Origin of the sequence: Pseudomonas beijingensis (genome assembly GCF_030687295.1) — a bacterium.
Classification (GTDB): domain Bacteria; phylum Pseudomonadota; class Gammaproteobacteria; order Pseudomonadales; family Pseudomonadaceae; genus Aquipseudomonas; species Aquipseudomonas beijingensis.
On sequence record NZ_CP117425.1, the window covers coordinates 1,035,751 to 1,054,839 of the forward strand.

17 protein-coding genes, 1 tRNA gene and 2 pseudogenes are annotated in these 19,089 nt (G+C 59.6%); 12 read left to right on the plus strand and 8 right to left on the minus strand.

From position 1 onward, the window contains the following. The first annotated feature begins 8 nt into the window (after nt 1–8). A pseudogene (locus PSH84_RS04865) lies at nt 9–961 on the plus strand (alpha-E domain-containing protein). Further along, nucleotides 958–1,761: a transglutaminase family protein gene (locus tag PSH84_RS04870; RefSeq protein ID WP_305482355.1), complete on the plus strand. Its 804-nt coding sequence runs from the start codon at nt 958–960 to the stop codon at nt 1,759–1,761. The pseudogene PSH84_RS04865 and the gene PSH84_RS04870 overlap by 4 nt, the downstream one beginning before the upstream one ends. A gap of 164 nt (nt 1,762–1,925) precedes the next feature. Here the strand turns inward: PSH84_RS04870 and PSH84_RS04875 are convergent, their stop codons facing one another. Then, on the minus strand, nt 1,926–2,738 hold the full coding sequence (locus PSH84_RS04875; RefSeq protein ID WP_305482356.1) for a c-type cytochrome: 813 nt from the start codon (nt 2,736–2,738) through the stop codon (nt 1,926–1,928). A 611-nt stretch (nt 2,739–3,349) separates the two neighbouring features. On the opposite strand from PSH84_RS04875, the gene PSH84_RS04880 reads away from it, so the two are divergent. The 3 genes from PSH84_RS04880 to PSH84_RS04890 all read left to right on the plus strand — a co-directional run bounded on the left by PSH84_RS04880 (nt 3,350) and on the right by PSH84_RS04890 (nt 7,549). Beyond that, the gene (locus PSH84_RS04880) at nt 3,350–4,555 is read left to right on the plus strand and encodes an acetyl-CoA C-acetyltransferase (RefSeq protein WP_305482357.1); all 1,206 of its coding nucleotides are present in this window, start codon (nt 3,350–3,352) and stop codon (nt 4,553–4,555) included. A gap of 26 nt (nt 4,556–4,581) precedes the next feature. After that, nucleotides 4,582–6,726, plus strand: a complete 2,145-nt coding sequence (locus PSH84_RS04885) for a 3-hydroxyacyl-CoA dehydrogenase NAD-binding domain-containing protein (protein ID WP_305482358.1) — start codon at nt 4,582–4,584, stop codon at nt 6,724–6,726. Between the two features lie 88 nt (nt 6,727–6,814). Further along, nucleotides 6,815–7,549, plus strand: a complete 735-nt coding sequence (locus tag PSH84_RS04890) for an amidotransferase (RefSeq protein WP_122568646.1) — start codon at nt 6,815–6,817, stop codon at nt 7,547–7,549. Nucleotides 7,550–7,742: 193 nt separating this feature from the next. Here PSH84_RS04890 and PSH84_RS04895 read toward each other — a convergent pair whose 3' ends face one another. From PSH84_RS04895 to PSH84_RS04905, 3 genes and pseudogenes are all read right to left on the minus strand, one after another. Further along, a complete protein-coding gene (locus tag PSH84_RS04895) occupies nt 7,743–8,714 on the minus strand; it encodes a magnesium and cobalt transport protein CorA (RefSeq protein WP_122568648.1) in 972 nt (323 codons plus the stop codon). 135 nt (nt 8,715–8,849) lie between these two features. After that, nucleotides 8,850–9,574, minus strand: a pseudogene (locus PSH84_RS04900) (1-acylglycerol-3-phosphate O-acyltransferase). Nucleotides 9,575–9,836: 262 nt separating this feature from the next. Further along, the gene (locus PSH84_RS04905) at nt 9,837–10,526 is read right to left on the minus strand and encodes a crotonase/enoyl-CoA hydratase family protein (protein WP_305467837.1); all 690 of its coding nucleotides are present in this window, start codon (nt 10,524–10,526) and stop codon (nt 9,837–9,839) included. A 308-nt stretch (nt 10,527–10,834) separates the two neighbouring features. Here PSH84_RS04905 and PSH84_RS04910 point away from each other — a divergent pair. Beyond that, a tRNA-Ser gene (locus tag PSH84_RS04910) sits at nt 10,835–10,924 on the plus strand. 338 nt (nt 10,925–11,262) lie between these two features. Next, nucleotides 11,263–11,751, plus strand: a complete 489-nt coding sequence (locus tag PSH84_RS04915; RefSeq protein WP_122568651.1) for a nuclear transport factor 2 family protein — start codon at nt 11,263–11,265, stop codon at nt 11,749–11,751. 6 nt (nt 11,752–11,757) lie between these two features. Here the strand turns inward: PSH84_RS04915 and PSH84_RS04920 are convergent, their stop codons facing one another. Continuing rightward, nucleotides 11,758–12,573: a DUF1206 domain-containing protein gene (locus PSH84_RS04920; protein WP_305467835.1), complete on the minus strand. Its 816-nt coding sequence runs from the start codon at nt 12,571–12,573 to the stop codon at nt 11,758–11,760. Between the two features lie 209 nt (nt 12,574–12,782). Here PSH84_RS04920 and PSH84_RS04925 point away from each other — a divergent pair, with 209 nt between their 5' ends. Continuing rightward, nucleotides 12,783–13,010: an integrase gene (locus PSH84_RS04925; RefSeq protein ID WP_003204158.1), complete on the plus strand. Its 228-nt coding sequence runs from the start codon at nt 12,783–12,785 to the stop codon at nt 13,008–13,010. 18 nt (nt 13,011–13,028) lie between these two features. On the opposite strand, the gene PSH84_RS04930 is transcribed toward PSH84_RS04925, so the two are convergent. The 3 genes from PSH84_RS04930 to PSH84_RS04940 form a co-directional block, all read right to left on the minus strand. Beyond that, complete coding sequence (locus PSH84_RS04930; RefSeq protein WP_305467833.1) at nt 13,029–13,502, minus strand: GNAT family N-acetyltransferase; 474 nt, start codon at nt 13,500–13,502, stop codon at nt 13,029–13,031. 74 nt (nt 13,503–13,576) lie between these two features. Next, complete coding sequence (locus PSH84_RS04935; RefSeq protein WP_122568654.1) at nt 13,577–14,512, minus strand: helix-turn-helix transcriptional regulator; 936 nt, start codon at nt 14,510–14,512, stop codon at nt 13,577–13,579. A 187-nt stretch (nt 14,513–14,699) separates the two neighbouring features. Further along, nucleotides 14,700–15,080 (minus strand): hypothetical protein, encoded by a 381-nt coding sequence (locus PSH84_RS04940; RefSeq protein ID WP_305482359.1) that lies wholly within the window; start codon nt 15,078–15,080, stop codon nt 14,700–14,702. Between PSH84_RS04940 and PSH84_RS04945 the strand changes: the two genes are divergently transcribed. The 4 genes from PSH84_RS04945 (at nt 15,079) to PSH84_RS04960 (ending at nt 19,049) form a co-directional block, all read left to right on the plus strand. After that, nucleotides 15,079–16,410, plus strand: coding sequence for an MFS transporter (locus PSH84_RS04945; protein ID WP_305482360.1), 1,332 nt, complete (start codon nt 15,079–15,081; stop codon nt 16,408–16,410). The genes PSH84_RS04940 and PSH84_RS04945 overlap by 2 nt on opposite strands. Before the next feature lie 102 nt (nt 16,411–16,512). Further along, on the plus strand, nt 16,513–17,211 hold the full coding sequence (locus PSH84_RS04950; RefSeq protein WP_305482361.1) for a fumarylacetoacetate hydrolase family protein: 699 nt from the start codon (nt 16,513–16,515) through the stop codon (nt 17,209–17,211). Nucleotides 17,212–17,232: 21 nt separating this feature from the next. Beyond that, nucleotides 17,233–17,991 carry an SDR family oxidoreductase gene (locus PSH84_RS04955; protein ID WP_122568657.1) on the plus strand — a complete coding sequence of 253 codons (759 nt, stop codon included), beginning with the start codon at nt 17,233–17,235 and terminating at the stop codon, nt 17,989–17,991. A 101-nt stretch (nt 17,992–18,092) separates the two neighbouring features. After that, nucleotides 18,093–19,049: a 2-hydroxyacid dehydrogenase gene (locus tag PSH84_RS04960; RefSeq protein WP_305482362.1), complete on the plus strand. Its 957-nt coding sequence runs from the start codon at nt 18,093–18,095 to the stop codon at nt 19,047–19,049. The last annotated feature ends 40 nt before the right edge of the window (nt 19,050–19,089 follow it).

A 19,089-nucleotide genomic window follows, 5' to 3' on the forward strand; every position in this document is an offset into this window, starting at 1 on the left:
GAGCTGCCATGCTGAGTAGAACCGCCTCGGACCTGTACTGGATGTCGCGCTACCTGGAGCGGGCCGAAAACCTCGCGCGGATGCTCGACGTCAGTTATTCGTTGTCATTGATGCCCCAGGACGGGCGTGGCGACGGCCTGCACGAGCTGGCCATGCCGCTGCTGATTACTGGCACGCTGGACGATTACCGGGAGCGACACGGCGACTTGCACGCCGAGCGCCTGCTGCATTTCTTTGCCCTGGAAGCGGCCAACCCGGCCAGCATCTACAGCTGTCTCGGTTCCGCGCGCGTCAGTGCCCATGCGGTACGTGGTCGAATCACCGCCGACATGTGGGAAAACATCAACGCCACCTGGCTGGAAATTCGCGGTATCGGCGAGCAAGGCTTGAATCGCTACGGCATGAGCCGTTTCTGCGAGTGGATCAAGGAGCGCTCGCACCTGTTTCGTGGCGCGACCTACGGCACCATCATGCGTAACGACGCGTTCCGGTTCATTCGCCTGGGAACCTTTATCGAAAGGGGCCGACAACACTCTGCGCTTGCTCGACGCCCGCTACGAAATGGCCGGCGACCAGGCCGACGCGGTCAGCGACGGTACGGCCCACGCCTACTACCAATGGAGCGCGTTGTTGCGGGCCTTGTCGTCCTTCGAGGCCTACACCGAGATCTACCGTGAGGCCCCCGGGCGCTCGCCATGTGGCTGAGTTGCTGCTGTTGCGCGCCGACGTGCCGCGTTCGCTGCGCGCCTGTACCGAAGAAATCAACCAGATCCTCGCGAGCCTGCCGGGCACCAACGGCCGGCAGGCACAACGGCTGGCGGCGGAAATGGACGCACGCCTGCGCTACACCGGCATCAACGAAATCCTCGACGGGGGCCTGCATGCCTGGCTCACCGAATTCATCCCACTGGTCCGTGAACTGGGCAATGCCATTCACAGTTCCTACCTGGAGGTCATATGAGACTCTCGATCAGCCACGAAACGGCCTACCACTATGAAGACCAGGTTCGCGCCAGCATCCAGTACCTGCGCCTGACGCCCCACGACAGCGAACGCCAGCATGTGCTGAGTTGGCAACTGGATTTGCCCCGGCCGGTGCGGGCGCAACTGGATCCGTTCGGCAACATCCTCCATGTGCTGACCCTGGATGAGCCCCACGAAACGGTCATCATCGGTGCTCGCGGACAAGTGGATATCGATCCGTTGCGCGAAGCCGAACACGAGAGCCAATCGGCGCTGCCGTTCCTGCGCTTCACCCGGCTGACCGAAGCGGACGAGGCCCTTCGAACTTTCGCCGCGCAGCAATGCCAGCAGCGTCGCGATCGCACGGCGCTGATCGACCTGATGCACGGGTTGAACCAGCACATGATCTACACCCCCGGCACCACGGCAGTCGAGACCAGTGCGGCCCAGGCGTTCGCCGGTCGTAGCGGGGTGTGCCAGGACCATACCCACGCCTTCCTGGCCTGCGCGCGCAGCCTGGGCGTGCCGGCGCGCTATGTGTCGGGGTATTTGTTCAGTGAAGAGAGCGAGCACCTGGCGAGCCATGCCTGGGCAGAGGCCTGGCTGGACGACGCCTGGTACAGCTTCGACGTGACCAACCAGTTGGCACGCCCGGAGCGTCACCTGAAACTGGCCGTGGGCCTGGATTACCTGGACGCCTGCCCGGTGCGTGGCATGCGCCGTGGCGGTGGTTGCGAGCAGATGCACGCCAAGCTGGTCGTGACACCGGCGCCAGTGATCACGGTGCAACAACAATAACCGCTTGGTGAGCGAGCTTTTGTGGCGAGGGGATTTATCCCCGCTAGGCTGCGCAGCAGCCCTAAAGCAGTGAACTCAATCTTGCTGGCACACCGAGTTGCCTGGTTTGGGGGCCGCTTCGCGGCCCAACGGGGATAAATCCCCTCGCCACAAAAAAAGCAATCTTACGGGGCCGATGGCTGCTTGCGCCCCGCCATATGCTTCAAATAACCCACCAGCAAATCCAGCTCCGAGTCCGGTAGCACCGCTGCCGAGAACCCGGGCATCTTGCCTTGGGGCCAATGCCGCATGCCTTGCGGGTCGCGAATGTAGCGTTTGAGGAAATCCCCGGAGAAGTATTCGGTGGGATTGAAAGGAATGTTCAGGTCAGGGCCGAACTGTGCATCGCCAGCGCCATTGAGCCGATGACACGCCAGGCAGTTCTTCTGGAACAGCGCGAAACCTTTATTGATCGGGTCGTCCTTGGCCAGGTTGGGCGCTGGTAGCAGGGCCGGGAAGCGTTCGGCCACCGCCGACAGGCGCTTGATGGTCGCTACCGCGTAGGGCCATTGTTCCGGGCTGATATGACCCGCCTGCGGGTCGGTCCAGACCAAATAGAAAGGCCCGGCACTGGATTTGCCTTCCCCCAGCGACGGCCAGGGCTTGGTCGGGTCCTCGATCGCCAGCCAGGCCCGGGCCCCGCTCTTGTTGAGTAATGGCGCCGCGGGCATCTCGGCGGCGAAGCCGTCCAGGGCAACGGCCTGCAGGTGGTCGTCCGGTTGGATGCCTGTCAACAGTGACGTCAGCGGCACGGCTCGATAACTCATGGGTTTCTTGTAGGAAACGTCCTCAGCAATCTGGACCGTTCGAGCGTCCGGGTGCTTGAGCAGTTCCTCGGTTTGCCAGGTACGCGTGCTCGCGCCCAACTCCAGCACCAGTTGCGCGGCATAAATGGGCGTGCTGAGCAGCAACGCCCCGAACACAATGAGAGCTTTCAAATCGATCGCCTTCCATGTCGAGGGGGGGGCCGCAAAGGTTGGCACAGCCATCGCAGCTCGAACAGTGAACCCATCACATTTTTTGGCGACACAACGTATTGGATGATGCAGAGGCCCCCGCGCGGGATTTCAGCCAATCACTTTGGTGATATTCGGCAAAATCAACAGCAGCGTCGTGGCAAAGAGAATGAGTCCGGCTTGACGAACTTTCGAATGTTTGAACATGGCTGATCCGCCTTTTTTGTTATGTCCTGAAAACCAGCCTGCATATCCATGACGGCTGGCGGTGCACTTCCTGTTCCGACAAGCGCCTCGGCAAAACCCGACGACTGACTTGTACAAGGATTACATTAGGGGCCGCGGCCGCCTTGGCTTAGATCCAATTCGTATCAGCTTGGTACGTGTCGCTATTAAAACGGCATGAGGCCTATTGCCACCTTCCTGCCGGCCCTTTTGCTAGACAGCTTGCCCACCTGAATCGGTTAACCCGATAGCTCGCTACCGTTCGTCTGAGCGTGGCCGTCAACGCCATTGAGCGCTGTGGTCATTGAATCCGGCGCCGCTGGGCTTATGGTTGGAGGCATCGTATTACCCCGTGGTTCGAGGACGTCATGACCCAAGCTTTGATTTTCGACGCATTACGCACGCCTCGTGGCAAGGGCAAGGCCGATGGCGCCCTGCACAGCGTCAAGCCGGTGAACCTGATGGGGGGGCTGCTCAGCGCCTTGCAGCAGCGCATGGATCTGGACACCAGCCAGGTCGACGACATCGTGCTCGGTTGCGTGACGCCAGTGGGCGAGCAGGGGGCCGATATCGCCAAGACCGCTGCGTTGGTAGCCAATTGGGATGTCAGCGTGGCGGGCGTGCAGCTGAATCGGTTTTGCGCCTCGGGCCTGGAAGCGGTGAACCTGGCGGCCATGAAAGTGCGTTCGGGGTTCGAAGACCTGGTGGTGGCCGGCGGCGTCGAATCCATGTCCCGGGTGCCCATGGGCAGCGATGGCGGTGCGTGGGCGCTGGACCCGCAGTCCAACCTGCACGGTCACTTCATTCCCCAGGGCATCGGCGCCGACCTGATCGCCACCCTGGAAGGCTTCAGTCGCGAGGACGTCGACCGCTACGCGCTGCACTCCCAGCAAAAAGCCGCACGCGCCCGGGCCGACGGTTCGTTCGATAAATCCCTGGTGGTCGTGCGGGACCAAAATGGCATCGTGCTGTTGGACCACGACGAATTCATCCGCGCCGACTCCACCCTCGAAGGCCTGGGCAAGCTCAAGCCGAGTTTCGAAGCCATGGGCCAGATGGGCTTCGACGGTACGGCGCTGCGGGTCTACAGCCATGTCGAGCGAATCCATCATGTGCACACGCCGGGCAACAGTTCCGGCATCGTCGACGGTGCGGCGTTGATGTTGATCGGTTCCGAAGCCAAGGGGCGCGCCATGGGCCTGCAACCCCGGGCACGGATCGTCGCCACGGCCGTCACCAGTACCGACCCGACCATCATGCTCACCGGCCCGGCGCCGGCCACGCGCAAGGCACTGGCCAAGGCCGGGCTACGGGTGGAGGACATCGACCTGTTCGAAGTCAACGAAGCCTTCGCCTCGGTGGTGCTCAGGTTCATCCGGGACATGGCCATCGAGCCTGCCAAGGTCAACGTCAACGGTGGCTCCATCGCGCTGGGGCACCCTTTGGGGGCCACCGGCTGCGCCATCCTTGGCACACTGCTCGACGAGTTGGAGGCGCGTCGCCTGCGCTATGGCCTGGCGACCCTCTGTGTCGGCGGTGGCATGGGCATTGCCACCGTCATCGAACGCCTCTGAGTCCCGATTTCAAGGAACACTTATCCATGACCGCTGCCATCCGTTACGAAATCGCCCAGGACCGGATCGTCGTCCTGACCCTGGACATGCCAGGCCAGAGCGCCAACACCATGAATGCGGTGTACCGTGAGGCCATGGCCGCCTGCGTCGCCCGTTTGCAGGCAGAAAAGGACTCGATTGCCGGTGTGATCATCACCTCGGCCAAGCACACCTTCTTCGCGGGCGGTGACCTCAACGAACTGGTCAAGGTCGGCAAGCCTGAAGCCAAGGCTTTCTACGAGATGGTCTTGCTGCTCAAGGCGCAACTGCGTGCCTTGGAAACCTTGGGAAAGCCCGTGGTGGCGGCCATCAATGGCGCGGCCCTCGGCGGTGGCTGGGAGATCTGCCTGGCCTGCCATCATCGTGTGGCGCTGGACCTGCCATCGGTGCAACTCGGTCTGCCCGAGGTCACCCTCGGCCTGCTGCCGGGAGGCGGTGGGGTGGTGCGGATGGTGCGTCTGCTCGGTTTGGAAAAGGCCCTGCCGTATCTGCTCGAAGGCAAGAAGGTCAGTGCACAACAAGCGCTGCAGGCCGGTTTGATCCATGAACTGGCGAAGGATCGTGACGAACTGCTGGCCAAGTCCCGGGCCTGGATTCTTGCCAACCCCAGCGTCGTGCAGCCCTGGGATGCCAAGGGCTATCAGCTTCCGGGCGGCACGCCGTCCGACCCGAAAGTCGGGCAAATGTTGGCGATCGCCCCCTCGATCCTGCGCAACAAGACCCAGGGCTGCCTGCCGGCACCGGAGAAAATCCTCTGCGCAGCGGTGGAGGGCGCCCAGGTGGATTTCGACACTGCCCATCTGATCGAAACCCGCTACTTCACCGAGCTGACCACCGGCCAGGTGGCGAAGAACCTGATCGGTACCTTCTGGTTCCAGCTCAACGAGATCAAGGCTGGCGGCTCTCGCCCACAAGGTTTGGCGCCTTATCTGACGAAAAAAGTCGGCGTGCTCGGCGCCGGTATGATGGGGGCGGGAATCGCCTATGTCAGCGCCGTGGCCGGCATTGCAGTGGTACTCAAGGATGTCGACCTGGCGGCGGCCGAGAAGGGCAAGGCCCGCACGGCGGCGTTGCTGGATAAAAAGGTCGCCCGCGGCCAACTCACTGCCGAGCAGCGCGAAGCCACGCTGGCACGGATTCACCCCACCGACAGCAACGCAGACCTGGCCGGTTGCGACCTGATCATCGAAGCGGTGTTTGAAGATCGCGCCCTGAAAGCCAGCGTGTCGGCTGCGGCCCAGGCGGTGGTGGGCGATGATGCGGTGATCGCGTCCAATACCTCGACCTTGCCCATCACCGGCCTGGCCATGGCCGTGCCGGACCCGATGAAGTTCATCGGCCTGCACTTCTTCAGCCCGGTGGAAAAGATGCCGCTGGTGGAGATCATCAAGGGTGCACGCACCAGTGACGCGACCTTGGCCCGGTGTTTCGATTTTGTCCTGCAGATCAACAAGACGCCGATTGTGGTCAACGACAGTCGCGGTTTCTTCACGTCGCGGGTGTTCGGCACCTTTACCAACGAGGGCATCGCCATGCTCGGCGAGGGCGTGAGTGCGCCGATGATCGAGACCGAAGCCCGTAAGGCCGGGATGCCGGTCGGGCCTCTGGCGATCTCTGACGAAGTTTCCCTCAGCCTGATGAGCCATATCCGCGCGCAAACCGCCAAGGACCTGCACGCAGAAGGGAAAACGCCGATTGAGCATCCGGCGTTCGCCGTGATTGACTTGCTGCTCAACGAATACCAGCGGTCGGGCAAGTCCGCCGGTGCCGGTTTCTATGAGTACCCGGCCAATGGGCAAAAGTACCTGTGGCCGCAGCTCAAAAGCCGCTTCGAGCAAGCCGACGGGCAGATTTCACCCCAGGATATCCGTGATCGCCTGCTGTTCATCCAGGCCTTGGAAACCGTGCGCTGCGTGGAGGAGGGGGTGCTGACTTCGACCGCCGACGCCAACATCGGCTCGATCTTCGGCATTGGTTTCGCCGCCTGGACCGGCGGTGCGTTGCAGTTCATCAACCAATACGGCCTGCAAGACTTTGTCGGTCGCGCCCAGTATCTGGCCGAGCAATACGGTGAGCGCTTCTCACCGCCGGCCTTGTTGTTGGAGAAAGCCGCCCGGCACGAACTGTTCTGACAGACTTGGGAAGGGGCTTGCCTTGGAACCGTGTTTCAGGGCAGGCTCTGGGGTGTGCAATATTCCCATCACGTGTCAGGTATTTTTTATGTCGCTACGCATCTGCATTCTGGAAACCGATATCCTGCGTCCGGAACTGGTCGACCAATATCAGGGTTACGGGCAGATGTTCCAGCGCCTGTTTTCACAGCAGCCCATCGCGGCCGAATTCATCGTGTACAACGTGATGGAGGGGCATTACCCCAGCGATGACGAGGTGTTCGACGCTTATCTGGTGACCGGCAGCAAGGCTGACTCCTTCGGCACCGACCCTTGGATTCAAACCCTCAAGACCTACCTGATGGAGCGCTACCAGCGCGGCGATAAACTGCTCGGTGTGTGCTTTGGTCATCAACTGCTGGCGCTGTTGCTGGGCGGCAAGACCGAACGCGCCACCCAGGGCTGGGGCGTCGGCACCCATCGCTACAAACTTGCGGCCAAGGCGCCGTGGATGAACCCGGTGATGGAAGAGCTGACCCTGCTGATCAGCCATCAGGACCAGGTCACCGAACTGCCCGAAAGCGCGACCGTCATCGCCTCCAGCGATTTCTGCCCGTTCGCCGCCTACCACATCAACGATCAGGTGCTGTGCTTCCAGGGCCATCCGGAGTTCATCCATGATTATTCCCGGGCCTTGCTGGAGATTCGCCAGCAACACCTCGGCGAGCAGATCTACAGCCAAGGCGTGGCGAGCCTGGCCCACGAGCACCACGGCACGACGGTGGCGGAGTGGATGATGCGTTTCGTTGCGCACAAGCCGCAGGCCGAGACCAGCCAAGGCTAAAGATCATCACATCTCTAATGTGGGAGCGAGCTTGCTCGCGATAGCGGTGGATCAGTTGGCGTTGATGTTGGATGTGCCGCCGTCATCGCGAGCAAGCTCGCTCCCACAGTGGATTTGCGTCGTACACCGATCCAGTGTGGGAGCGAGCTTGCTCGCGATGAATGCCACATAAACCTCACCGAAGAGCGCCCGCCTACAGCCACCCCGACCGCTTGAAACTCGCCCACAACCCCGTACACCCCACCCCGATAAATCCAAGCACCAGAAAATACCCATAGTGCCAGGTCAACTCCGGCATATTTTCGAAGTTCATCCCGTAGATCCCGGCCACTGCCGTGGGAAATGCCAGGATCGCCGCCCACGCCGCGAACTTGCGCTGCACCACGCTCTGGCGCGACGCTTCGAGCAGTACGCCGACTTCGATGGTCTGGCTGGCGATGTCGGCCAGGGTCGCCAGGTCTTCCATTTGCCGCGTGACATGAATCTGCACGTCGCGGAAATACGGGCTCATGTTCTTGTCGATGAAGGGGAAGTCGAGTCGCTGCAACTCTTCGCTGATTTCCACCATCGGCGCTGCATAGCGACGCAGGCGCAACACGTCGCGGCGCAAGCTGTGCAGGTTCTGGATATCCCGCTCATTCAGCGAACTGCACAACACATTGCGTTCAAGCTCATCGATTTCGGCGTGAATGGCTTCACCCACCGGCTGGTAGTTTTCAATCACGAAATCAAGGATGGCGTAGAGGACGAAATCTTCCCCATGTTTCAGCAAGAGCGGACGTGCCTCACAACGCTGTCGGACATGGGCGTAGGACGCTGAGTGACCGTTGCGCGCCGTGATGATGTAGCCCTTGCCGGCAAAGATATGGGTTTCAATGAATTCCAGCTTGCCGTCCTCGCGTATCGGCGAATACGTGACGATAAACAGCGCATCGCCAAAGGTCTCCAGCTTGGGCCGGCTGTGTTTCTCCATGGCGTCTTCGATGGCCAATTCGTGCAGGTTGAATTGACGCTGCAGGTTGGTCAGCTCCAAGGCACTGGGCTCTTCGAGGCCGATCCACACAAAATGACCAGGTTTGGCAGCCCAGGCACTGCCTTCGTCGAGGGTGATATTGGTGACTTTCTTACCGGCGCTGTAGACCGCAGCGGCAACGACTCTACCCATAATGGTGGTTCACTTCTTATTGGAAAATGGCAGTGGCAGGCGACGTCCAGCTTAGCGCGCCCTGTTGCTTGTGAGTCAGCAAAATCTGAAGAGTTCGGCGGTAAAAGAAAACCCGCCGAGGGGGCGGGTTTTCCATTACGCGGCTTGTAACTGCCGGTCCATTGTCGCGATGCATTCGCGCATTTGTTCACGGCATTGGGCGATGAGCCGGGGCATGTCCTCCATGCTCAATCCGGCCGTAGGAATCGTCGGCAATGAGCGTATGAGGATGTCACCGCTGCGCCAGCGATTGAGGCGCATGTGCGTGATGTAGCTGCTGACACACACCCCGGAATAATCGGGACCCCGGCGGCGATTGCCATCTGGAATGCGCCTTTCTTGAACGGCAGCAGGTCCTCGCCCAGGTTGCGCGTGCCTTCCGGAAAAACCCAGATCGAGGTGTCCTCGTGTTGCAACGTATGTGTGGTGGTCAGCATCGACTGCCGCGCCTTGATCGCGTTGCCACGGTCGATCAACACATTGCCGGCCAGCCAGAACAATTGCCCGAACAGCGGCACCCATTTCAGGCTCTTCTTGCCGATGCACACGGTACGGCGCGGCACCACGTTACCGAACATGAACAGGTCATAGTTGGATTGGTGGTTGGCGATGATCACGCAGCCGTTGGGCTTATCCATCAGCGTGTCGACCTGTGTCCGGACCCGCAGGCCCAAAATGAACATGGCCGGCAATGCGTACAGCCTTGCGCATAAACGACTGTTGTCCGGATTGAACGGTCGGCACAGACCCAGCATCACCCCGAGCACACCCGCCAGGACAAAGTGCAGGCCCATCAACAACATACGCAGTACAAACAGCATCTACAGGGCCCCATCGGGACAAAAGGTGGCGCAGTGTACGGATGTGCACTGTTTTCGGCAATTGCCCCTATAGAGGTAGGAAATGGACGATGTTTAAGCGCATGTTTCCACATGGCGCGACAGAAGCGGCCTAGAGCGGTTGCGGACTTTTAAACTCTGTACGTAGGAAAAATCCCAACTCTAGGGAAGGGCTGGACCCGTGGTGAGGGAGCAAGCTCCCTCGCCACGGTGATCCGTGTAAGCCTTGAGTGACCAAAGAGCGTCAGCCCATATGCTCCTGATCCAGCAAGATCGCGCTGTCCAGGGTATCCAGCAACGCCTTGCGAACTTTCAGCTTGGTGTTCTTGTGGGCGGACATGTTGATTTTCTTCAACTGACGCGCTGCTTCCAGGGCCGCGCCTTGCAGTTCCTCGGCCGACACCACCTTGTCGAGGAAGCCCGCATCCACAGCGCCCTGAGGATTGAACATCTCGGCATTGATCACCGAGCGGTGAAACGCCGACTTGCGCAGACGATCACGAGCCAGTTCGATACCGGCATGGTGCATGGTCATGCCAATCTGCACTTCGTTCAGGCCAATGCTGAACGGCCCTTCCACACCAATGCGGTAGTCCGCCGACAGCAGCAGGAACGCACCTTTGGCCACCGCATGCCCGGGGCAAGCAACAACGACAGGGAAGGGGTGCGACAGCAGGCGACGGGCCAACGTCGAGCCGGCCGTGACCAGGCTTACCGCTTCCTTGGGACCGGCGGTCATCACTTTCAGATCGTAGCCGCCCGACAAAATCCCCGGCTGCCCGGTAATGATCACCACCGCCCGATCCTTCGTCGCCTGGTCCAGCGCAGCGTTGAACGCGGCAATCACATCCGGCGAGATGGCATTGACCTTGCCGTTGTTCAAGGTCAGGGTCGCAATACCGTCTTCGAGATGGTAGGCAATCAAGTCGCTCATGACGCTATTCCTTGTAAGAGAAGTGACGCAGACGTTACCCACCGCCGCAGGCCAGGTAAAGCGCCGTGACTGACTCATCGGTCAGCTCCAAGCCCCGCAAATAGCCTGGCCCGCCCATCCCGCTTCGCCTTCATCTATAGAGCAGCGCCTGCATAGCCCCGAAGATTGGCCGGTTTGCCCTGCCCAGGCGCGTTTGAAATATCCGACCAAGCTTAACCGCATGAAAATTCTGAAAAAAACCTTTGCCATCGGAAAAGCTTTCGACTACATTAGCGCGCCTCGACAGACTGAACAGTTTGTCGAGATACGGTGAAGTGTCCGAGTGGCTTAAGGAGCACGCCTGGAAAGTGTGTATACAGGAAACTGTATCGAGAGTTCGAATCTCTCCTTCACCGCCACATTCGATACACAAAACCCCTGGTTTTCCAAGAAAACCAGGGGTTTTGTGGTTTCTGGCGTCTGGAAAACACACAAGGTACGTGGAAGATCCGGGAATAAGCATGCTACCCCTGTGGGAGCGAGCTCGCTCGCGATGACGGCCATGCATCCAACATCAAAGTGACTGACCCACCGCTATCGCGAGCAAGCTCGCTCCCACAGTGGCCTGATTACCAAACAGCATCAGGCAACCTCACAGCAGCATCGGGCAAAAGCTTCTGGGCACGTGCCGTTAAGGTTCTCTTGGAAGAGCGTCTTATCCACTGCACTGCCGTGAGAGAACATCATGACCACATGGATGAATTTGGCTTGGCGCGTCCAGGCTCTTGCACTGTCTTTAGTGTTTCTAACCAACAACGTCTGGGCTTCGGAAAACGCTGAACATGCCAATACGGATCTGGTCCGCCAAGCGTTCACGAACTGGCAACAAGGCAAAGGCACCGTGTTCGATCTGCTGGCGCCTGACGCCATATGGACCGTTGCCGGATCAAGCCCGGTGTCTACTGTATATAACAGCAAGACAGATTTAATGGAGCGGGCCGTAAGGCCGATCAGCGCTCGGCTGGCCACCCCTATCTCTCCCACCGTCCGAAGCATCATTGCCGAGGACGATGTCGTGGTCGTTCTATGGAACGGAAAGGCCACAGCCCTTGATCAAAGGCCTTACAACAACACCTACCTATGGCACATGACCTTCAAGGACGGCCGGGTCACTGAAGTAACAGCTTTTCTGGATACCTACGTACTGGACGATCTTTTGCGTCGTGTAAAACCTGTGCAGCAATAAGCAACGCTATGTGTCCGACATTCCAGGCACATCCATGTTGATCTTGCGCCAGGCCGCTTCGGAAAAGCTGTAGACCGAAAACGCGATCAGCCCCAACGCCATCACCATTAAAACCACACCGCCGGCTGGCAGGTTTTGCAGTGCATCGAGGGCGTCTTTCATGCCGGGTGGGTCCATGGCTTTATAAGTCGAACCACTGATGATGAGCAGCAGGGCGATTTCAATGAATACGACCCCGCGGGCGATAAGGCCAAAGCGCGACACCGGGCGCACATAGCGCATAACGTCTTCGTCAGCTTTGAAATACTTCTCGAACGACGCCTTCCAGCCCTTGATGATGTGAGCGATGCCGACGCCAAGCGGTATCAGTGCGATGAGGTATATCAGCACATTCGAATGATCCCAGGACAATAGGCGCGCGAGTAAATCCTGAGTCTCTCCCCCTCCGGAATTGCCTGAGCTTTTAAGACCGCTTATGAGCAACCCCAACGCAAAAAACGCCAGGGCGCCGTTGATCAAGCCTCCAGCCAGCAAGCCTGCCCGAATCACCAAGCCTTTGAGCTCTTTACCGTGATGATCAACATCACGGGTTGCCTGTAACAGGCGCCATCCGGCGAAAGCAAGTAAACCCATCACCACCAGGCCGACTAAAGCATGGCCGAATGGCTGGCTTAACAATGCCTCCAGGCTGCTGTGGCTATCCTTCGATTTGCTCGAGTCTTGAGCCGCCAGCAAAGCGAAGATACCAATGATCAGATAGATAACGCCCCGAGCGGCATAGCCGCCTCGTGCCAGTAAAACGAGGCTTTGGTGTGGGGACATAGGAGCAGATTCCGAAGAGGTCATACAGGAGCAGACCCATGGTATTGCGAGGGGTTCGATTGGCGTTCGAGCGTCCACGGCTGTGTTTTTTGTGAAGCCGTTCGTTTTTTCGCATAGCGCTAATCAAAAGCTAAGCTTGATCCCGAACAAAAACTGCATATAAGCAGTCTTTTGAAGAGCCGAAATTCCACTCATCCTGAGGTTGCACAATGAGTCTGATCGATTGCCCTGAATGCGCTTCGCGAATTTCCGATAAGGCCTACGCCTGTCCACATTGCGGCAACCCTTTCCGCGAACCGAGCTTCCGTCTGACGGAGAAAAACGTGGGGCAGATTGCCGGGGTGACTGGCGTCTGGCTCACCGCGCCCTGGATCGCACGCATGGTTTTTGGCGTGGTCGCCGTGATCGCAGTGGCCGCGGTATTGATCCTGCGCTGATTGCATTTGGGTGGTCAGCTAGCGAGCCGCACAAACGTTCCGCCGAACATAATAATTGTCGAACTCACTGCTTTCGATGAATCGGAAACCATGGCGAATGTAAAAGCGATTCGAGGCGCTTTCTTTAAGGGCGCCAACCCTTATCGGGAGCGCGGCTGCATCCGCTTCCTTGAAAATATGATCGAGGACAGCAGAGCCTATTCCTGACCCTTGCGCATCTGGTATCACATACAAGTGGTCAAGTAAGAGCTCATTGTTGTGATGCTTGACCACAACGAATCCAACCCTCTTTCCCGACACATCAATGTGGTGCGTGTTACGAGGTTCGAAACTACTAATAAACCGCTCGCGTGCGCGTATTGGATCAAATCGCCCCACACGCTCCAGACTTTCGCGCATAGCCTCGATTCGAATACTCACCAGGGAATCCGAGTCGCTTTGTTGAGCGGGGACCAAAATGACTGGATGATTTTGATTGGGCTTGAGGGCCATTCTTCATGCTCTGGTTTGCGTCCGGAAAGCCAGTATAGATAACCTGACGATGCCGGCTCATGGCGTCGAAATACCTAGCCATTGTTCAACGGCAACTGCGGACTGTCCGGATTCAACTGTTGTCGCCTGAACTGCCCCGGCGGCTGGCCATGTATCTGGCGAAAGCGCCTGGAAAAATAAGCCTCGTCGGCAAACCCGCACAACCTCGCCACTTCGCCCACTGGCCGTGTGCCATTGAGCAAGTAATTGCGCGCCGCATGCATTCGACGTTCGAGTACCAGTTCGGTGAAGGTCTTGCCGATTTCCTTGCGCAACCAGTGAGTCAGGTACGTGGGGGACAGGTACGTCGCGGCAGCCACCTTGATCAAGTTGAGATCGGGGTCGGCGATGTTCTTGCGCAAGTACTCGGACATTCTGGCCAGCGCATCGCGTCGGCTGACTTCAGCGGCATTTTCTTCGGCCAAGCGCTTGAGCGGCTCGGCATACAAGGCGCAGACGCTGCCGATCAGTTGCAGCAGCAGGCCCTTGAGCATCTCGCGGGTGCCGAATTGTCGATTCTCGTCCAGTGCGCGCATCTGTGTGATCAACGCGCATACCTTGGCGAAATCGTCGTCGCCGAGAATGAAGTCCAGATGTTCTTGAAAGCGGAACGGTGACAGCTCGGGCGCCAACAGGATCGAAACCTCTTCCAGATCCATGGGATCGCACTGCAAGTGCGGCAGCAGGAACGTCTGGGAGAAGTTGATCACGATGAAATTGCTGTCCGCCGGGTGCGGAATCACGTGCACGCGGTGGGGCAGGATGAAGGCCAGGGTATTGTGTGGAAACGGACGTTCGACGTTGCCAATGTGTTGCACGGTGTCGCCGCCGAGGTTGATCTGGATCTGGAAGTACTCATGGCGGTGTGGGCTGGTTTCCGCGCGCCGGCCCTTTTTGTCGCGGATGTAGAAGTCGGTCAATTCGCTGCGTTGCTGCATGACATAGGTGGGGACTCGGCTCGGTGATGACATCTCCTGGGAATCCTCTGCGGGGCATGGCGGTGATAGCGATTGTGGCGGTGCATCTGGCCTATTTTCAAGGTGTTATACGATGACTTGGCGCCTGGACTGAATTTTCTGTAGCCCGAGGATGGAGGGCGGTTGTCCAAAACGAAAAATTCGTATTTAGAGTATTTATCCTTTAAAAACATATAGTTATTTACAATGTAAAAAACAGTTTTAAAAAACTCAGTGAGCTTGTTTTTTTGGACAGGTTTCTTGGACCCGGTTTAGACCGGGAAAAATGATCTAACACCTCAGTTGATTTTGAATGGTTGTACGACCACTGTTGGGGCCACGCAACCCGACTCTCCCTCCAAAAACCATCAAAGGTGCGCACATCATGAACCTGTTCCTGCTTCACGTTGACCCTCCCGATTGCGCCTGCGACGGATCCTGTTGCAAGGCCTCTTTGAACACCTGACACCGGCTGTTCGCGCCTCTCATTCCTGTAGCGATTGTTCTGCCCCGGCATCGAGGGCATTGATTTCGGCTGCTCGTAAAACATTTCGACGCTTCTAACAATAACGAGGTCCACCATGTCGAACTCCCACACTTCCCAAATTGCCAGCGCTCGGGACGCCGCGGTGCCTGAGCGCCTGCCGTCGCGGCGGCGTTGGTTCATGCTGTCGTTGCTGCTGATCGCGACGATCATCAACTACATCGATCGGGTGAATATTTCGATTGCCGCACCGTTCCTCGCCAAGGACCTGGGCCTGGACAAGATCGAAATGGGCCTGATTTTTTCTGCGTTTGCCTGGACCTACGCCATTGCACTGGTGCCCGCCGGGTTCATCGCCGATCGCTTCGGTTCCAGGTTCACCTATGGGGTGTCGCTGATCAGTTGGTCGACCGTCACCGTGTGCCAGGGTTTTGCCACGGGTTTCGCTTCGCTGTTTGCCCTGCGCCTGGCGGTCGGCGCAATGGAAGCGCCGGCGTTTCCGGCCAACAGCCGGGCGGTCACGGTGTGGTTCCCGGCGCGTGAACGGGGCTTGGCCAGCAGCATTTACGTCTGCGGCCAGTACCTGGGCACGGCGCTGTTTACCGGTGCGTTGCTGTGGCTGGCGACCACTTATGACTGGCGTCATGTGTTCTACAGCACCGGGGCGCTCGGCATCGTCTTCGGGGTGGCCTGGCTGTTTCTGTATCGCGACCCGATGAACTGCAAGAAAGTCAGCCAGGAAGAACTCAAGTACATCGAGGCCGGGGGCGGGCTGGTCAAAAGCAGCCAAGAGCGCACCCGGTTCAACTGGCGGCAGATCGCCGAGCTGTTCAGCTATCGGCAGGTCTGGGCGATTTGCATCGGTAAGTTCGCCAGCACCTCGGCGCTGTACTTCTTTCTCACCTGGTTCCCCACGTACCTGATCGAAGAACGTCAGCTGACCATGATCAAGGCCGGGATCTTCGCCGTGTTGCCGTTCGTGGGCGCGACGGTAGGCATCATGCTCGCCGGGATCGTCTCCGACCTGCTGATCCGTCGCGGCTATTCGCTGTCCTTTGCCCGCAAGCTACCGCTGGTGGTCGGCTCGATGCTGGGCATGTCCATCGTGCTGGTGAATTTCACCGATTCGAACGTGATCTGCATCGCCGTGCTGACGATTGCCTTCTTCTCCCAGGGCATCGCTTCGTCCTCATGGGCGGCGGTGTCGGAAGTGGCGCCCAAGGAACTGATCGGACTGACCGGTGGGATCACCAGCCTGGCGGCCAACATCGGCGGGATTGTCACCCCCATCGTGATTGGCGCGATCGTTCACAAGACTGGCTCATTTGCCTTGGCCTTCTGGTTCATCGGCGGTGTGGCGCTGATCGGCACCTTGTCCTATTCGTTGCTGCTTGGCCGTTTGTATCGCATTGAACTCAAGGCGCGCTGAGCCCGGAAAAAAGCTGTTTTTCTCCAACACGAGGCGGCATTCCTCCAACTTAGCCAGGGATTGCCGCCGTACGCTGACGCTTCTATCAGGACTTTTACCAGGATGAACATGCCCGAGTATGTCTTTACCCCGGACCTGCCAGTAACCCTACCGGTTGTCGGCACCCCGCAGCGTTTTCCCGTCGGCCGGGTCTTTTGCGTCGGTCGCAACTACCCTTGGCCCGATACCCAGGGTGAATCCCGCGTGCCACCGGTGTTTTTCATGAAGCCTGCCAGTTGCGTAGTGGACGCGGTCGGTGACGTGACGTTTCCACCAGTGACCGAGGAGTTCGCTCATGAAATCGAATTGGTCGTGGCCATCGGCGAGGGTGGCGCCAATATCCCTGAGGGCCAGGCGCTGGCCTATGTGTGGGGCTACGCGGCGGGTCTGGACCTGACCCGGCGTGATGTCCAGCGCCAGGCCAAGCGCAACGGGTTACCGTGGGAGGGCGCCAAGGTGTTTGACGGCGCCGCGCCGATGACGGCCATCGTGCCGGTGTCGCGGACAGGGCACCCCGAGGGCGAGTTGTGGCTGAACGTGAACGGTGAAGAACGCCAGCGTGACAGCCTCGACAGCCAGATCTGGTCGGTCAGCGAAGTGATCGCTCGCATCTCCCAATCAGTGGCGCTGCGGGCCGGCGACCTGATCATGACCGGCAGCCCGGCAGGCGTCGATGTGCTGCAGCCGGGTGATGTCATCACGGCCGGCATCGATGGCATCGGCGAACTGGAAATGCGCGTCGGTCCGCGTTTGTCTGACTGAATTCGAGAAGGGAGAATCCACATGTCCAACACATTGAAAGTGGCTTTGGTGACGGGCGCCGGCAGCGGGATTGGCCGAGCGGTGGCCCTGGGCCTGATGGCAGACGGCTACACGCTGGTGCTGGCCGGGCGCCGCCCCGAGCCCTTGCAGACATTGGTCGAGTTGGCGGCTTGCGAGGGGCGCGAAGCCCTGGCGGTACCCACCGATGTGCGCGATCCGGCCAGTGTCGATGCGCTGTTTGCCGCCATCGCCGAGGCCTTCGGACGCCTGGACGTGGTGTTCAACAACGCCGGCGTCAATGCGCCCGCCGTGCCACTGGATGAGCTGACGTTCGAGCAGTGGCGAAACGTGATCGACACCAACCTCAACGGCGTTTTCCTGTGCGCCCGTGGTGCCTTCGGCCTGATGCGCCGGCAACAGCCCCAGGGTGGACGGATCATCAACAACGGATCGATCTCGGCCCACACCCCACGGCCGTTCAGCAGCGCCTACACCGCCAGTAAACACGCGGTGCTGGGGCTGACCAAATCCCTGGCCCTGGACGGACGCGAATACAACATCGCCTGCAGCCAGATCGACATCGGCAACGCCCTCACCGAAATGTCCGTGCGCATGACCAAGGGCGTGCGCCAGGCCAACGGCAGCATCGCGGTGGAGCCGATGGTGGACGTCAAACACGTGGCCGACGCGGTGCGCTACATCGCTGGCCTGCCGTTGTCGGCCAACGTCTTGAACATGACCGTCATGGCCACGGCCATGCCATTTGCCGGTCGCGGTTGAGCCTGCGCGGTTCATTTTGAGGACATGCACTCGCCACACTGATTCGAGCACGCCTTGGTTGCGCTTGAATCCGTTTTTTCCTATTTCGTTACGAGGTCTACATGAAGCCAGAAGTCTTGCAGCTCAGCCCAATCCTGATCCCCGAAATCAACGCCCGGCTCAACGAACTGTTCACGGTGCGGCGCTATTTCGAACAGGCTGACAAACAAGCCTATCTACAAGAACACGGCGTCAACATTCGCGGTGTGATCACCGGTGGGCATACCGGCATCAGCCAGGCGCTCATGGCACAACTGCCCCAACTGGAAGTGGTCGCGGTCAACGGCGTGGGCACCGATGCGGTGGACCTGGCCTACGCCAGGGATCGCGGAATCCGCGTCACGGCCACCGTCGGCGCGCTGACCGAAGATGTCGCCGACCTGGCAATCGGCCTATTGATTGCCGTGTGCCGGGGGCTGTGCACCGGTGATCGCTACGTGCGCTCCGGCCAATGGCCCCAGAGCCCGACGCCACTGTCTCCGCTGCCATTGGCCCGGCAGGTGTCCGGCATGCGCATCGGCATCGTCGGCATGGGTCGGGTCGGTCGCGCCGTGGCGACGCGCGCCGCCGCGTTCGGGTGTCCGATCAGCTACACCGACCTGCAGCCCATGAGCGACGTGAACCACACCTTTGTCGCCGATCTCAAACAACTGGCCCGCGACAGCGACGCCTTGATCCTCGCGGCGGCCGCCGACAAGGCTGAGGCCATCATCGATGCCGAGGTACTGCGTGCCTTGGGCCAGGGCGGATATCTTATCAACGTGGCTCGCGGCAAACTGGTCAACGAGGCCGATCTGGTAGCTGCGCTGACCGCCGGGGAAATCGCCGGTGCGGCTTTGGATGTGTTCGTCGATGAACCGCATGTGCCCGAGGCGTTGTTCGGCAATGAGCAGGTGGTGCTGCAACCGCACCGGGCGAGTGCGACGTTGCAGACCCGCACGCGGATGGGGGAGATGGTGGTGGCGAGTCTGGTGGATAGTTTTGCTGGGAAGGTGCCGCAGGGGTGTGTGACGGGTTGAACGGGAGCCACTTCAGGGAAGCTTGAAGTGGCGATGCAAT

Excerpts from the sequence above, each read along its gene's own strand:
- PSH84_RS04890 (WP_122568646.1), top strand. The coding sequence starts at position 6,815 with ATGTCGCTACGCATCTGCATTCTGGAAACCGATATCCTGCGTCCGGAA.
- PSH84_RS04950 (WP_305482361.1), top strand. The coding sequence starts at position 16,513 with ATGAACATGCCCGAGTATGTCTTTACCCCGGACCTGCCAGTAACCCTA.
- PSH84_RS04930 (WP_305467833.1), bottom strand. The coding sequence starts at position 13,502 with ATGGCCCTCAAGCCCAATCAAAATCATCCAGTCATTTTGGTCCCCGCT.
- PSH84_RS04905 (WP_305467837.1), bottom strand. The coding sequence starts at position 10,526 with ATGAGCGACTTGATTGCCTACCATCTCGAAGACGGTATTGCGACCCTG.
- PSH84_RS04925 (WP_003204158.1), top strand. The coding sequence starts at position 12,783 with ATGAGTCTGATCGATTGCCCTGAATGCGCTTCGCGAATTTCCGATAAG.
- PSH84_RS04920 (WP_305467835.1), bottom strand. The coding sequence starts at position 12,573 with ATGTCCCCACACCAAAGCCTCGTTTTACTGGCACGAGGCGGCTATGCC.
- PSH84_RS04915 (WP_122568651.1), top strand. The coding sequence starts at position 11,263 with ATGAATTTGGCTTGGCGCGTCCAGGCTCTTGCACTGTCTTTAGTGTTT.
- PSH84_RS04870 (WP_305482355.1), top strand. The coding sequence starts at position 958 with ATGAGACTCTCGATCAGCCACGAAACGGCCTACCACTATGAAGACCAG.
- PSH84_RS04895 (WP_122568648.1), bottom strand. The coding sequence starts at position 8,714 with ATGGGTAGAGTCGTTGCCGCTGCGGTCTACAGCGCCGGTAAGAAAGTC.
- PSH84_RS04945 (WP_305482360.1), top strand. The coding sequence starts at position 15,079 with ATGTCGAACTCCCACACTTCCCAAATTGCCAGCGCTCGGGACGCCGCG.
- PSH84_RS04955 (WP_122568657.1), top strand. The coding sequence starts at position 17,233 with ATGTCCAACACATTGAAAGTGGCTTTGGTGACGGGCGCCGGCAGCGGG.
- PSH84_RS04885 (WP_305482358.1), top strand. The coding sequence starts at position 4,582 with ATGACCGCTGCCATCCGTTACGAAATCGCCCAGGACCGGATCGTCGTC.
- PSH84_RS04940 (WP_305482359.1), bottom strand. The coding sequence starts at position 15,080 with ATGGTGGACCTCGTTATTGTTAGAAGCGTCGAAATGTTTTACGAGCAG.
- PSH84_RS04935 (WP_122568654.1), bottom strand. The coding sequence starts at position 14,512 with ATGTCATCACCGAGCCGAGTCCCCACCTATGTCATGCAGCAACGCAGC.
- PSH84_RS04960 (WP_305482362.1), top strand. The coding sequence starts at position 18,093 with ATGAAGCCAGAAGTCTTGCAGCTCAGCCCAATCCTGATCCCCGAAATC.
- PSH84_RS04880 (WP_305482357.1), top strand. The coding sequence starts at position 3,350 with ATGACCCAAGCTTTGATTTTCGACGCATTACGCACGCCTCGTGGCAAG.